Source organism: Amycolatopsis sp. TRM77291 (genome assembly GCF_054166285.1).
The window spans coordinates 1,387,316-1,401,335 of record NZ_JBSZHF010000001.1 but is presented as its reverse complement, the minus strand read 5'-3'; the positions used below and the strand labels follow the sequence as shown (position 1 = coordinate 1,401,335).

Here is a 14,020-nt window from a genome sequence, read left to right as displayed (position 1 = left end):
ACCTCTTCTTCGGGACGGTATTTCACGCTCATGGGGCATGGCACTGACCCTTCCGTCGGATGTACCGGAAGCGCCACGCCGCATACCTGGTGCAGCAGGGAAGAACGATGTACCGGTGGGTGACGCTCAATTCCACCGTATGAGGGCATAGGGGCCGTGGCGATCACTTCCGCGCACGGTCCTGTCCATCATCCGTACCCCGAGCGAAAAGGCCCGACGAGGCGGCGCAAGGTATGCGAAGGGGCTTCACCGAACCGGTCACGATACGTGGCCGCGAACCGCCCGAAGTGGAAGAACCCGTGCCGTTGGGCGACCTGTGCCACGGTGACCGCGTCGGGTTCGCCCGCGGAAAGGTCGGCGTGGGCGCGCTCCAACCGGACATCGCGAAGATAGGCGTTGGGAGTGGTCGCCAAATGCCGCTTGAACCCCTTCTCCAGGGCGCGCACGCTCACCCCGAGCTCGCGGGCGAGGCTCTTCACCGAATGATGCCGGTGCGGTTGCCCGTCGATCAGCCGGGTGGCCTCGCGAATGGTGCGTGAAGACACGAGTTTCGCTTCGCCGGTCACCACGTCCCAGTAATTGTGCTTCTGTGAGGCCAAAAACGTGGTCATCAAGCCCTGTTCGACGGACTCCGCGACGGCTTCGATTTCCAGCGCGCTGTCCGTGTCGTCCAGCGACCCCACGTAGGCCGTCAGAGCGTCATACCATCCTTTGGCGGGCTGGCGACCGGTGTTCAGCGTCCCCTCGAATCGCAACGGCTGCGGCAGTGCGCGCCCGAGCATCGCGCTCAGCCGCATTTCCAGCACTCCGCGGTCGATGATCACCATCAACTGTGCGAACTCCCGCGACCAGCGGGCCTCCAGCACGGAACCGGGATTGCACACTTCCCCGATGATGGCCGCCCTGCCGGTGACCGGGACCGCGATCAGGAAGTGCTGGCGGGTGCAGCCGATCCGCAGTTCGGCCGCGGCCGGGCAAGCGACGTAGGCGACCGTGAAGTTCTTCGTCCGCCGGGCGTGCACGCGGACCTTCGACGCCGAACGCGCGCGGAACCGGCATTCCCCGAAGAGGCCGGCGAGACAGGTCCGTATCTCCTCCGGGTCTTCCGAAACCAGCAGCATGAACTTTCCCAGCGGTGTGTCCATTCGAGTCCCCCTTGAGGACACCGGAGGCGGATCGTTCCTGACGGCGCTCCTTCCCGTGTACCCGGTCGGGTGGGATGACGTGGACCGGACGGGCAAATCCGACCGAACAGCCTAAGCAGCGAGATCGGTCGAATCGGACTAACCACTCCCGCGGGCTCTAAACGCGTCGATTCCGGTCAACCGGCCTCGGGCGCGGACACCCACTCGGAGCACTCAGCGCTGACGAACAAGCCCCGAGCACGCAAAGGCAAAGGCCGCGCCCACCTCCGCTCCCATACTGGCCGTCCAGCCGAGACGAGGAGCCCGAATGAGCCGTGACGACACGTCGCTCGCCAAGAACGTCCTCGGCGTGCCGGGCATCGTCTTCCTCGTGCTCGCCGCGGTCGCGCCACTGACCGGGATGATCGTGATCGCGGCCATCGGCATCGCGGTCGGGAACGGCGGCGGCATGGTCGCGGCGTTCCTGCTGGCGACGGTCGTCCTGCTGCTGTTCGCCGTCGGCTACGCGCAGATGTCGCGGGTGCTCACCAGCGCGGGCGGCTTCTACGCCTTCGTGGTCAAGGGGCTGGGCAGGACACCGGGTCTCGTCGCCGGGTTCGTCGCGATGCTCGGCTACAACTGTTTCGTCGCGGGCGCGATCGGCACGAGCGGGTTCTTCACCGCCACGGCGATCGACGACGTCTTCGGCGTGAAACTCGATTGGCTGTTCTGGAGCGCGCTTTCGGTCGCGCTGGTCCTCCTGCTCAGCCGCCGGGGAATCGCGGTCAGCGCGAAGGTGCTGGGTGTCTCGCTGATCCTCGAAGTGGCGATCCTGCTGATCATGGATTTCAGCGTGCTGTTCCGGCACGGTTTCTCGTTCGCCGCGTTCAGCCCGTCCGTCGTGTTCCAGGGAGCGGGCGGGCTCGCGTTGTTGTTCGCCGCCAACGCTTTCATCGGGTTCGAGGCGACGGCGCTGTTCGGCGAGGAGGCCAGGGATCCCAAGCGGACGATCCCGCGGGCGACCTACATCGCGATCGGGTTCATCGGCGTGTTCGCCGCGTTCACGACCTGGGCCGTGGTCAGCGCGATCGGCGCCGAGCAGGCACAGGACGTGGCCGCCGCGCATCTGCCGAGCGGCGATCTCGTGCTTTCGGTCGCGCAGGAATACCTCGGCGGCCCGTTGACGAAGGTGATGCTGCTGCTTCTGGTGGTCAGCCTCTTCGCGGCGCTGCTGGCGCTGCACAATTCGGCCACCCGCTATCTGTACGCGCTGGGCCGGGTCGGCGTGCTGCCGCGCCTGCTGGGCAAGACCAGCCCGCGCAACGGCGCGCCGCGCTACGCCTCGATCGTCCAGCTGACCTTCGGTTCCCTGGTGGCACTGGCGTTCCGGCTCGCCGGTCTCGACCCGGTCGCGGACCTCACCGCGAGCATGACCGGCTTCGGCACCCTCGGGATCCTCACCCTGCAGTTGTTCGCGGCGGTGGCGATCCTGGTCTATTTCCGCCGCACGCGGGATCGGCGGGTCGTGAAGACGCTGATCGCCCCCGGCCTGGGCGCGGTGGGGCTCGGGCTGATCGTGACGCTGGCGATCCTCAACTTCCCGACGCTCGCCGGATCGAGCAACGGCGTCGTCCCGCACCTTCCGTGGCTGCTCCTGGTGGTCGCGCTGGCCGGGCTCGCCCTCGCCGGCTGGCTGCGGCGGTTCCGTCCGTCGGTATACGACGCGCTGGAGACCGACCTGGAGCGCGAACCGTCAAACGTTGTTGGTCAGTGAGAGGTTGAACGAATAACGCGAGGCCCGGTAGACGTGCCACCCGTATTCCACGACCTTGCCGGACTCGTCGTAGGTGGTGCGGCGCATGGTCAACAGTGCGGCGCCCGGCTTCTCGCCGAGCAGTTCGGCGTCCTCCTCGGTCGCCTGCCGGGCACCGACGTTCTGCTGGGCTGCGTGCAGACGGACGCCCGCGGAGCGCAGTAGCTGGTACAGGCCCTTGTCCCGCAGCTCGTCGTCGGCCGGGGCGATGAGGCCGTCGGGCAGGTAGTTGTTCATGATCGCCAGCGGCTCGCCACCGGTCGATCGCACCCGCTTCAGGCGCCGGACGTGGGTCAGGCCCGGCGTCTCGAGATACTCGATCGCGTCTTCGCCCGCGGGCTCGACCCGGTTGACGAGGACGACGGACTCCGGCTTGTCGCCGATTTCGCTGAGGTCGTCGAAGAGGCTGCTCAATCGCAGCGGCCGCGCGACCTTGGTGCGCACGACCTGCGTGCCGACACCGCGCTTGCGGACGAGGAGCCCCTGGTTGACCAGCGACTGGATCGCCTGGCGGATGGTCGGCCGCGAGAGGTGCAGCCGGGCGGCCAGATCGAGCTCGTTGTCCAGCCTGGCGCCGTTGGGCAGCCTGCCGTCCTCGATGGCGGCGCCGATCTGCCGGGCGACCTGGGAATACAGCGGCTCCGGACCGTTCGGATCCACCACGATCTCGCCGGGCGCCCAGGGTTTCATGCGCGGAGCCTACCGCGACCGGCCACTATGACCTTATGTCCATATGTCTTGACAAAGTCTCCTGGACCTTGCGATGGTCGGAGGACCACGCGAGCCGGGAGGTACGAAGGTGTCGGACACAGTGCGCCGGATAGTCGCCGCGCGGGTGCGCGATCCGGGGGCCGTCGCGGTGGCCGCCGCCACCCGCGTCCGGGCGAAGACCCCCTTCAACGACAAGGGCCGCACGATGATCATCGCCGCGGACCATCCGGCGCGCGGCGCGAACGGCGTCGGCTCCGACCCGCTCGCGATGGCCGGCCGCGGCGAACTGCTCGACCGCCTCGGCCTGGCACTGGAACGCCCCGGGGTCACCGGAGTGCTGGCGACGCCGGACATCATCGACGACCTGCTGCTCCTCGGCGCCCTCGACGGCAAGACCGTCATCGGCTCGATGAACCGCACCGGGCTCGCGGGATCGACTTTCGAGATCGACGACCGGTTCGCCTGCTACGACGCGGAAACGATCGAGCGGATGCGGTTCGACGGCGGCAAGACGCTCACCAGGATCTGCCTGACCGACCCGGCGACGCCGAGCGTCCTCGAGAACACCGCGAAGGCGGTCAACGACCTCGCCGACCGGAAACTGATCGCGATGGTCGAGCCGTTCCTCGCCGACTGGGTCGACGGACGTCTCCGCACCGACCTCTCCCCCGACGCCGTGATCCGCTCGATCACCATCGCCTCCGCGCTCGGCCGCTCGTCGGCCTACACCTGGCTGAAACTCCCGGTGGTGCAGGACATGGAGCGCGTGCTGGCCGCCTCGACGTTGCCCGCCGTCCTGCTGGGCGGCGAGGTCAAGGACCCGGACGCGGCGTTCGCCGCCTGGCAACGCGCGCTGGCACTGCCGACCGTGCAAGGCCTCGTGGTCGGCCGGTCCCTGCTCTACCCGCACGACGGCGACGTCGCCAAAGCCGTCGACACGGCCGTCGGACTGCTGTGAACACCTGTGGAGGACAACGCGTGAAGACCATCGACCACTGGATCAACGGCGCCGGGACCACGGCGGGATCCACCCGCACCGCCCCGGTGTACGACCCGGCCGCGGGACACGCGCGGGCGGAGGTGCTCCTCGCGGAACCGTCCGATGTGGACATCGCGGTCGCCGCCGCGGGCAAGGCGTTCGAAACCTGGGGCGATTCGTCGCTGTCTCAGCGGACGAAGGTGATGTTCGCCTTCCGCGAGCTGCTGGTGAAGCACGAGGACGAACTCGCCCGGATCATCTCCGCCGAGCACGGCAAGGTGATCGACGACGCGCGCGGCGAGATCGTCCGCGGCCGTGAGATCGTCGAGTACGCCTGCGGGATCGCCGACGCCCTGAAAGGCGGCTTCTCCGACCAGGTCTCGCGCGACGTGGACGTGCACGACTTCCGGCAGCCGCTCGGGGTCGTCGCCGGGATCACGCCGTTCAACTTCCCGATCATGGTGCCGCTGTGGATGCACCCGATCGCCATCGCGGCGGGCAACACGTTCGTGCTCAAGCCCAGCGAGCGCGTCCCGTCCGCGTCCCGGCTGGTCGCCGAGCTGTACGCCGAGGCCGGGCTTCCGGACGGGGTGTTCAACGTGGTCAACGGGGACAAGGTCGCGGTCGACGCGATCCTGGAGCATCCCGATGTCGCCGCGGTGTCGTTCGTCGGGTCGACCCCGATCGCCAAGTACGTCCACGAACGCGCGACGGCGACCGGCAAACGCGTGCAGGCGCTGGGCGGGGCCAAGAACCACGCCGTCGTCCTGCCCGACGCCGACCTGGAGTACGCCGCGAACCATCTCACGGCCGCCGCGTTCGGTTCCGCCGGGCAGCGCTGCATGGCGATCTCCATCGGGGTCGCCGTGGGTTCGGCGGGCGACGGACTGGTCGAGATCCTCGAGCGCAAGGCCGCCGAGATCAAGGTGGGCCCCGGGCACGAGGCGGGCAACGACATGGGCCCGGTGGTCACGGAGGCAGCGCGGCGGCGGGTGATCGACTCCGTCGCCCTCGGCGCGGAGCAGGGCGCGACCGTGGTCGTCGACGGCCGGGACCTCCGGGTCGCCGGGCACGAAGAGGGTTTCTTCGTCGGACCGTCCCTTTTGGACCACGTGACCACCGAGATGGCCGCTTATCGCGACGAGATCTTCGGGCCGGTGCTCGGGATCGTGCGGGTGTCCACACTGGACGAAGCGATCGCGCTGATCAACGCGAATCCGTACGGCAACGGGACGGCGGTCTTCACCGGAAGCGGCGAGGCGGCGCGGCGGTTCCAGCGCGAGGTGAAGGTGGGCATGATCGGGGTGAACGTGCCGATCCCGGTGCCGATGTCGTACTACTCCTTCGGCGGCTGGAAGGACTCGCTCATCGGGGACAGCCCGATCCACGGCCCGGCGGGCGTCCGGTTCTACACGCGGGCGAAGGTCGTCACGACGCGGTGGCCGCATTCCACCGCCGGTTTCCACTTCCCGACGTCCAGCTGACGACCGCGTTTCGTCCTCTGAATGCGCTTCGGGGCGGGGTGAAGGGGCCTTTCACCGCATCTGACGCAGCGAAGGCTCCCTTCACCCCATCCGGCGCCCGCGCCTCACCTGTCGCGAAAGCCACTTTCAGGACATCACACGTCGCGAAAGTGGCTTTCGCGACACGGCTCCGATCTCCAAGCACTCACGAAATCGGTGAGGGGTCAGCGCACCTCTTGCCGCTGCCGCTTCCCGACGNATCTGACGCAGCGAAGGCTCCCTTCACCCCATCCGGCGCCCGCGCCTCACCTGTCGCGAAAGCCACTTTCAGGACATCACACGTCGCGAAAGTGGCTTTCGCGACACGGCTCCGATCTCCAAGCACTCACGAAATCGGTGAGGGGTCAGCGCACCTCTTGCCGCTGCCGCTTCCCGACGATCCGCCAGCCGACCGCCAGCACCACGACCAGCACCGGGATCGAATAGAACGCGATCTTCTCGGCGCCGTCGGAGAAGCCCATCAGGACGACCACCAGCGCGAGGAAGCCCAGCGTCGCCCAGCCGCTGTACGGCGCCCAAGGCATCCGGTAGGACGGCCTTTCCAGCTCTCCGCGCAGTGCCGCCTGACGCAGCCGCAGCTGACAGAAGATCAGCGTCGCCCAGGTGGTGATCACGCCGAGCGAGGCGATCGCGATCGCGATGTCGAAGGCGTCCTTCGGCACCAGGTAGTTGAGCACCACGCCGAGCACGTAGGCGCCGGAAGTGAACAGGATGCCGCCGTAGGGCACGTGACGGCTGCTCATCCGGCCGACGAACTTCGGGGCCTCGCCCTTGTCCGCGAGTGCCCGCAGGATGCGGCCGGTCGAATAGAGCCCGGAGTTGCAGCTCGACAGCGCGGCGGTGAGCACGACGGCGTTCATCACGTCGCCGATGCCCGGGATCCCGAGGCGGCTGAACACGGTGACGAAGGGGCTCTCGCCGCCGTTGTAGAACGGCCACGGCAGGAGCATCGCCAGCAGCAGCACGGATCCCACGTAGAACACGCCGATCCGCCAGACGACCCCGTTGATGGCCTTCGGCAGCACCTTGCGGGCGTCCTTGGTCTCGCCGGCGGCGATACCGACGACCTCGATCGCCGAATACGCGAAGATGACCGCCTGCAGCGTCATCAGCGCGATGCCGATACCGGCCGGGAAGAATCCATTGTGGGCGGTCAGGTTGTGCACGCCCGCCGTGGTGCCGCCGATGTCGGCGCTGGTGAGCACCAGCCCGGCCGCGGTGACCAGGAAGACCACGATGGCCAGCACCTTGACCACCGAGAACCAGAATTCCAGCTCGCCGAACAGTTTCACCGAAAGCAGGTTCACCACGATCAGCACACCGAGCGCGACCAGCGCGGTGATCCACTGCGGCACGTCGGGCAGCCATTTGTGCACGTAGATGGCCACCGCGGTGATCTCCGCGATCCCGGTCATCGCCCAGTTCACCCAGTACATCCAGCCGGAGACGAAACCCGCCCACGGTCCGATGAACTTGCGGGCATAGGTGACGAAACTGCCGGAAGTCGGCTGATGGAGCACGAGCTCACCGAGAGCGCGCATCACGAAGTACGCGGCGATGCCGCAGAGCGCGTACGACAGGACGAGCGACGGCCCGACCTGGTGGAGCTTGCCTCCGGCACCGAGGAACAGCCCGACGCCGATCGCGCCGCCGATGGCGATCATCTGCACTTGGCGGTTGCCCAGTGCTTTTGAGTAGCTTTCACCTTTTTCGGTGAGCAGCGAGGAATCCATGGTTGCCAGACGCTAGAGCGTGTGCGGCAGGTCACCAACAGTGCTAAGGAAGACTTAAGGTGTGCGGGACGTCACTCTGGTGGTTTTACTGGAATTTCCCTTTTCGATTTGACAAGTTCACCGGCGAACCCCGATCTTCGCGCGCGAAGGAGCGCTTCTACGCTACGGCCGTGGACCTCGCAGCGCTGCTGGACCGGATCGCCGACGACGTCGCGCCGGAGATCGGCCGCGGCTCAGTCGCGGACTACATCCCCGCCCTGGCCAGGGTCGAACCCGGACGGTTCGGCATGGCGGTGGCCGAAGTGGACGGTGGACTGCACGGCGTCGGCGACTGGGAGACGCCGTTCTCCATCCAGAGCATGTCGAAGGTCTTCACCCTGGCGCTCGCGCTCTCCCACGGCGACGGCGTGTGGGAACGGGTGGGCCGCGAGCCGTCCGGCAACCCGTTCAACTCCCTGGTGCAGCTGGAGAACGAGGACGGGATCCCCCGTAACCCCTTCATCAACGCGGGCGCGCTCGTGGTGACCGACGAACTGGCGCACCACGGCGACGCGGCGGAGACGCTGCTTCGGTTCCTCCGCGAGGAAAGCGGCCACGCCGGCATCGGGATCGACACCGAGGTCGCCGCGTCCGAGGCCGCCCACGCCGACCGCAACCGCGCGCTCGCGTATTTCATGGCGTCGTACCGGAACATGCGTCATCCGGTGCCCGCGGTCCTCGACCAGTACATGCGCCAGTGCTCGATCGCGATGAGCTGCCGCGACGTCGCGCGCTCGGCGGTCTTCCTCGCCCGGCACGGCGTGCGCAACGACGGCACCCGGCTGCTCGAGCGGAGCGCGGCCAAGCGGGTCAACGCGGTGATGCTGACCTGCGGCACCTACGACGCCGCGGGCGAATTCGCCTATCGCGTCGGGCTTCCCGGCAAGAGCGGGGTCGGCGGCGGCATCGTCGCGATCGTCCCCGGCCGGTGCGCGATCTGCGTGTGGAGCCCGGGACTGGACCCGCGCGGTAACTCCGTCGCGGGCGTGGCGGCGCTGGACCGGTTCACCACCCTGACCGGCTGGTCGATCTTCTGATCGGTTTGAACCCGTGACGACGGGGAAAACGCCGGTGTGCAGACGTTTCTCCCGTACGCCGGCTTCCGGGCCTCCGCTTCCGTCCTCGACCAGCGAAGGCTGGGAAAACAGCGCGTGGAGACGATCCAGGTACTGCGCGCGCTGACGGTGCCGGGGTACGGCTGGCGGCACCACCCGGCCGCGGCGATGTGGGCGGGCTACGAAGAGGCGCTCACCCGCTACGGCTTCGACATCTGCGAAGTCTGGTGCGCGACCGGCCGCCAGGACACCTGCCGGCAGACACTGCGGCTCGACCTGCTCAGCGCCACCGGGATCCACGAGGTCCGCACTCAGGACAGCCTCGCGGAAGCGAAGGAACTGCCGCCCTGGCTCGGCGACCCGGATTTCCACCGCAGCCACCAGTCCGCGCTCGTCCGCAAAGAGCCGGAGCACTACCGCCCGAGATTCCCGGACGTCCCCGACGACCTGCCCTACATCTGGCCGGCGTCGGACCGGCCACGACGAGAAGGAGTGCGATGACCAAGCGATTCCGCAAAGGCGACAAGGTCCGCTGGAACAGTCACGGCGGGCACGCCGAAGGTGAAGTCCTGAAGGAGATCACCGCCGACACCGAGGCGGGCGGACGCACCGTGCGCGCGTCCAAGGAGGAGCCGCAGTACCTGGTGCGCAGCGACAAGAGCGGTGGCGAAGCGGTGCACAAGCCCGAGGCACTGGAGAAGCTGTGAGCGAGGACAAGGACGTCCGGGCCGAGTTCGGCGAAGCGGTCAACATGACCGCCGGCGAACTCGAAAAGTGGCTGAAGACCGACGAGTCCCGCCAGGCGGGGCAGCACAAGAACGGCGGCGAGTCCGTCGGCCACGAGTCGGGTCGCCGGATCGTGACGATCCTGCGCACGAAGAAGGCGGAGTTGTCCGAACAGGACGAAGAGCACATGCGCAAGGTGATCGGCTACGTGCACCGGCATCTCGCGCAGCGCCCGTCCGGCGACATCGAGGACACGCCCTGGCGGTACTCGCTGATGAACTGGGGCCACGATCCCTGCAAGTAGCTCAGCCGCTCGGCCTCCCCATCTCGTGCCCGGGCCGCCCCTCGGTACGCCGACTGCGCTTGATCCGCTCTTCGTGCAGGTGAAGGCGCCCTCCGGTGAGGTCTTCGGCGACGCCCCGCGTCATGTCGCGGTAGGCCGCGTAGTAGCCCTGGTCGTACTCCTCGATCACCTGGAAGGTCCACCTGTCCGGCAGCACGTTGAGCCCGATCAGCTCGGTCTCGATGCGCTCGGCCCAGTCCGCGTGGCCTGCCTTCCGGAGGCCTTCGACGGCCTCGCCGAGCGCGAAGTCGGCGGTTCCCGTGAGGTGGTGGAACGCGTACAGGTGGCCGCGCGCCTGTTCGACCGTTTCGAGCGCGAAGACCAGCTTGCCGACCGCGTCGACGGTCGCCTCGTCAGGTTCTGGAGATGAGTCCGGCATGCCGGTGAATGCCCCGGAGCCGGTGTTTCTACACCCCGGCGTCGTACCGTGCCCTGGCGTCGTTGATCTCGTTGATGTGGATTTCGGCCCAGTCCCGGATCACCGCCAGCGGCGCGGTGAGAGTGCGGCCGAGCTCGGTCAACGTGTACTCGACCTTCGGCGGCACGGTCGGATGCACCGTGCGCGTGACCAGACCGTCGCGTTCGAGGCCGCGCAGGGTCTGGGTGAGCATCTTTTCGCTCACCCCGTCGATCGCGGTGCGCAGTTCGCTGTAGCGCTTGGTCCCCGTGGAGAGGCAGCCGACGATGAGCGCGGTCCATTTGTCCGCGATGCGGTCCAGGACCTGTCGCGAAGGGCATGGCGCGCTGTACACGTCGGCCGGCCGCCCGTCCGGCAACCAGGCCAGCACCTGGCCTGGAGTGCCTGGACGGGGGCGACGGCGGGATGGCTCCGGCATACCTCGACGTTATCCGGTGGCCTGGCCGGCGGCCCAGATCCGGCGTAACGCGGGCGGCAGGACCCGGCCGAACACCTGCCCGGCGAAATGCCCGCCCGCGAGGATCGTCCGGTCGTCCTCGATCTCCTTCAGCAGGCGCTCACGGGTGGCGACACCCTCCGCCGGATCGACATCGAACGCGAACGTCCAATGGCTTTCGGTGATCTGCACCTGGCAGTGCATGACGTCGCCGAGCACGACGACGCGGCGCGGGTCCTCCTCGGCCGGATCGGTGACCACGACGCTGCTGTGACCGGGCGTGTGTCCCGGCGTGGCGAGTATCCGCACACCCGGCGCGACGCTGTCGCCGTCGGCGAAGAACCCGATCACGTCGGCCAGTGGCCGCTGGACGGCGAGCGGATCCGGGCCGACCGGGTCGTTCGTGCCGGACCAGTGCGCCCATTCGCTCTCGCTGACCAGATGCCGCGCCGCCGGGAAGGTCAGCCCGGTCACCGGCTCGGCCGTACCGTCCGGGGTGGGCGCGACGTTCGTCGTCCAGCCGACGTGGTCGTGGTGCAGATGCGTGTAGATCACCGTGTCGACGTCTTCGGGTGTCACGCCCTCCGCGGCCAGTGCGGCGAGCAGGCCGCCGCCGTGGAACTCGGCGGCACCGGGCAAGGCGAAGTCGGCGGCGCCCAGCCCAAGGTCCACCAGGACGGTCCGGTCCCCGGTCCGGATCAGGAAGGAGCCGATGCTGACCGGGAACCAGCCGCGTTCGTCGAGGAACGCGTCGTGGGCCGCCCAGCCGGACGGGAGGCTCGACGGCAGGAAAACGGCGGGGTTGAGCCAGGCGTGGCCGTCGGGCAGGTAGGTGACGGTGGTGCGGCCGACCCGGATCCGGGACCTGGCAGCGGGTCTCGACATGACGTGTTCTCCCTTGTGGACGGTGAGCGATGCTGTGACTCACTTTCGGGGAGCCGCTCTCCCAAGGGAAGTACGCACTTGCAAGTGCGCTCTAGCGATGGTTCTCGATGGCGATCCGCGCGAAGGAGCGGATCAGCGGGTTCTCCCGCGCGGTCACCCAGGCGACGACCAGCGGACTCGGTGGCATGTCGGCCAGCGGCACCCAGGTCAGCCCGTCGGGCAGGGCGTGCCCCAGCGGGGCGATCCCGGCCGAGCCGTTCCAGAGCACGGCCTGAAGACACTCGCCGACAGTGCGCACCACCGGCCCGGTGGGACGCTGCCCGATGGGCGTCGCCCCGTTCCAGTACTCGCGCCACAGCCGGTCTGTGCCCTCCGGCAGCTGGAACCAGGGCCGATCGGCGACGTCGGCCAGCCGGAGCGACGCACGACCGGCGAGCGGATCGCCGGTGCGCACCACCACCCCGACCGGGTCGGATCGCAGGACGCGGACGCTGAGGCCGGTCTCGTCGAACGGCGACCGGGTCAGCGCGACATCGGCCAGCCCGGCGCGCAACCCGGTGGTGGGATCGGTGAAATCCGTCTCGCGGAAGCGGACCGAGACCTCGGGATGCCGTCGCCGGAACGCCGCGGCGAGCCGGGTGCCCGACTCCCCCGCACCGTCGGCCAGGGTGCCGACGGTGAGCGTCGCGGGCCCCGCCGCCTCCAGCACCCGGGCGCGGGCGCGATCGGCCTGGTCCAGCAGGGTGCGGGCCTCGGCGTACAGGGTGGTTCCGGCGGGGGTTGTCTCGACGCCGGCGGCCGAGCGGAGCAGCAGGACGACGCCGAGGTCGTTCTCCAGCTGCCGGATGGCCCGGCTCAGCGGCGGCTGGGTCATGTGCAGCCGCGCGGCTGCCCGGCCGAAGTGCCGCTCCTCGGCGACGGCCACGAAGTAACGCAGCAGACGAAGCTCCATCACCAGCGATGATACCCATCAGGTATCGGGCGGTGGAGATCGGACTTGGACGGTGCGCCGGGACCGGCCCGAAGGTGGGGTCATGCCCTTCGAACCCCTCACCCACGAACCCGCCGTCGAACCCGGCCAGGCCCGGGAAATCGCCGGGGACCTCGTGGTGATCCCGAATCTCGACGTCGACCTCGTCCCCAACATCGGGGTCATCGGCGGCTCGCATTCGGTGCTCGTCGTCGACACCGGGCTCGGTCCTCGCAACGCGGAGAAGGTGCTCGCCTTCGCGGCCGAGCACGCCCGTGGCCGCCGCCTGTACCTGACCACCACGCATTTCCACCCGGAGCACGCTTTCGGCGCGCAGGTCTTCGCGGGCGAGGCGACCTACCTCGTCAACAGCGCGCAGGCGGCGGACCTGGTCCACAAAGGACCGGGCTATCTCGAGATGTTCCGCGGCCTCGGCGCACCGGTCGCACGGGCGCTGGACGGCGTCACCCTGGCCACCCCGGACGTGGTCTACGACGACGCGTACGAACTCGACCTCGGCGGGCGGGTGGTGCGCATGGAGGCCACCGGACGCGCCCACAGCAAGGGTGACCAGGTGGTGACCGTGCCCGACGCGGGCGCGCTGTTCACCGGGGATCTCGTCGAAGCAGGCCAGTTCGCGATCTTCCCGTGGTTCCCGCCGCACGACACCGACGTCTCGGGATCGCGGTGGATCGAGGTGCTGGGACGGCTGGCCGCCGCCGGGCCGGACATCGTCATCCCCGGCCACGGCGACGTCTCCGGACGCCGGATCCTGACCGACGTCCGCGAATACCTCGAACTGCTGCGCGACGAGACCTGGTCACGGCGCGACTCGGCTCTTCCCGAAGAGACCATCGCCGCGGAGATCGAAGCGCTGATGATCGAACGCCACCCCGAGTGGGAAGGCCGGGACTGGATCGCGAAAGGCGTCGGGTGTTTCTGCGCCGATGCCGGATGAATCCGACGTGGTCGCAGGTAGGTGGTTCGCTCGTGGCGCCGTCGGGGCTCGTCGCGAAAGCCACTTTCGGGACATCACGCGTCTCGAAAGTGGCTTTCGCNGGCCGGGACTGGATCGCGAAAGGCGTCGGGTGTTTCTGCGCCGATGCCGGATGAATCCGACGTGGTCGCAGGTAGGTGGTTCGCTCGTGGCGCCGTCGGGGCTCGTCGCGAAAGCCACTTTCGGGACATCACGCGTCTCGAAAGTGGCTTTCGCGACGCGCGTCCAGACCGGCGAGGCGGAAAGCCGACGTTGCGAAAGTGGCTGC

The 14,020-nt window shown here is 68.6% G+C and carries 15 protein-coding genes; 8 read left to right on the top strand and 7 right to left on the bottom strand.

Translation table 11 applies throughout. The features are described 5' to 3' along the window. Positions 1-188 precede the first annotated feature (188 nt). Complete coding sequence (locus ACXIZN_RS06760) at positions 189-1,145, bottom strand: AraC family transcriptional regulator (RefSeq protein WP_457953123.1); 957 nt, start codon at positions 1,143-1,145, stop codon at positions 189-191. 307 nt (positions 1,146-1,452) lie between these two features. Between ACXIZN_RS06760 and ACXIZN_RS06755 the strand changes: the two genes are divergently transcribed. Continuing rightward, positions 1,453-2,898, top strand: a complete 1,446-nt coding sequence (locus ACXIZN_RS06755; RefSeq protein ID WP_457953122.1) for an APC family permease — start codon at positions 1,453-1,455, stop codon at positions 2,896-2,898. On the opposite strand, the gene ACXIZN_RS06750 is transcribed toward ACXIZN_RS06755, so the two are convergent. Further along, a complete protein-coding gene (locus tag ACXIZN_RS06750) occupies positions 2,878-3,627 on the bottom strand; it encodes a GntR family transcriptional regulator (protein WP_457953121.1) in 750 nt (249 codons plus the stop codon). The two genes, ACXIZN_RS06755 and ACXIZN_RS06750, sit on opposite strands and share 21 nt — an antisense overlap. 109 nt (positions 3,628-3,736) lie before the next feature. Between ACXIZN_RS06750 and ACXIZN_RS06745 the strand changes: the two genes are divergently transcribed. Then, positions 3,737-4,606: a Cgl0159 family (beta/alpha)8-fold protein gene (locus ACXIZN_RS06745; RefSeq protein ID WP_457953120.1), complete on the top strand. Its 870-nt coding sequence runs from the start codon at positions 3,737-3,739 to the stop codon at positions 4,604-4,606. A 20-nt stretch (positions 4,607-4,626) separates the two neighbouring features. Further along, positions 4,627-6,111: a CoA-acylating methylmalonate-semialdehyde dehydrogenase gene (locus ACXIZN_RS06740; RefSeq protein ID WP_457953119.1), complete on the top strand. Its 1,485-nt coding sequence runs from the start codon at positions 4,627-4,629 to the stop codon at positions 6,109-6,111. Positions 6,112-6,494: 383 nt separating this feature from the next. On the opposite strand, the gene ACXIZN_RS06735 is transcribed toward ACXIZN_RS06740, so the two are convergent. Next, positions 6,495-7,883 carry an amino acid permease gene (locus tag ACXIZN_RS06735; protein WP_126734155.1) on the bottom strand — a complete coding sequence of 463 codons (1,389 nt, stop codon included), beginning with the start codon at positions 7,881-7,883 and terminating at the stop codon, positions 6,495-6,497. A gap of 170 nt (positions 7,884-8,053) precedes the next feature. Between ACXIZN_RS06735 and ACXIZN_RS06730 the strand changes: the two genes are divergently transcribed. The 4 genes from ACXIZN_RS06730 to ACXIZN_RS06715 are packed head-to-tail and all read left to right on the top strand — an operon-like array spanning position 8,054 to position 10,007. Then, the gene (locus ACXIZN_RS06730) at positions 8,054-8,959 is read left to right on the top strand and encodes a glutaminase (protein ID WP_457953118.1); all 906 of its coding nucleotides are present in this window, start codon (positions 8,054-8,056) and stop codon (positions 8,957-8,959) included. Positions 8,960-8,995: 36 nt separating this feature from the next. Next, positions 8,996-9,478 (top strand): MSMEG_6728 family protein, encoded by a 483-nt coding sequence (locus ACXIZN_RS06725; protein WP_457953117.1) that lies wholly within the window; start codon positions 8,996-8,998, stop codon positions 9,476-9,478. After that, entirely contained in the window at positions 9,475-9,684 is a 210-nt protein-coding gene (locus ACXIZN_RS06720) for a DUF2945 domain-containing protein (RefSeq protein WP_457953116.1), read from the top strand. Before ACXIZN_RS06725 ends, ACXIZN_RS06720 begins: the two co-directional genes overlap by 4 nt. Then, positions 9,681-10,007 (top strand): DUF3140 domain-containing protein, encoded by a 327-nt coding sequence (locus tag ACXIZN_RS06715; protein WP_457953115.1) that lies wholly within the window; start codon positions 9,681-9,683, stop codon positions 10,005-10,007. Before ACXIZN_RS06720 ends, ACXIZN_RS06715 begins: the two co-directional genes overlap by 4 nt. 1 nt (position 10,008) lies before the next feature. Here the strand turns inward: ACXIZN_RS06715 and ACXIZN_RS06710 are convergent, their stop codons facing one another. The 4 genes from ACXIZN_RS06710 to ACXIZN_RS06695 all read right to left on the bottom strand — a co-directional run bounded on the left by ACXIZN_RS06710 (position 10,009) and on the right by ACXIZN_RS06695 (position 12,737). Further along, complete coding sequence (locus ACXIZN_RS06710; protein ID WP_457953114.1) at positions 10,009-10,425, bottom strand: hypothetical protein; 417 nt, start codon at positions 10,423-10,425, stop codon at positions 10,009-10,011. Between the two features lie 28 nt (positions 10,426-10,453). Then, on the bottom strand, positions 10,454-10,882 hold the full coding sequence (locus ACXIZN_RS06705) for a winged helix-turn-helix transcriptional regulator (protein WP_457953113.1): 429 nt from the start codon (positions 10,880-10,882) through the stop codon (positions 10,454-10,456). 9 nt (positions 10,883-10,891) lie between these two features. Further along, positions 10,892-11,785 (bottom strand): MBL fold metallo-hydrolase, encoded by an 894-nt coding sequence (locus ACXIZN_RS06700; protein WP_457953112.1) that lies wholly within the window; start codon positions 11,783-11,785, stop codon positions 10,892-10,894. A gap of 91 nt (positions 11,786-11,876) precedes the next feature. Then, positions 11,877-12,737: a LysR substrate-binding domain-containing protein gene (locus ACXIZN_RS06695; protein ID WP_457953111.1), complete on the bottom strand. Its 861-nt coding sequence runs from the start codon at positions 12,735-12,737 to the stop codon at positions 11,877-11,879. Between the two features lie 82 nt (positions 12,738-12,819). Here ACXIZN_RS06695 and ACXIZN_RS06690 point away from each other — a divergent pair, with 82 nt between their 5' ends. Then, positions 12,820-13,713, top strand: a complete 894-nt coding sequence (locus ACXIZN_RS06690; protein ID WP_457953110.1) for an MBL fold metallo-hydrolase — start codon at positions 12,820-12,822, stop codon at positions 13,711-13,713. The last annotated feature ends 307 nt before the right edge of the window (positions 13,714-14,020 follow it).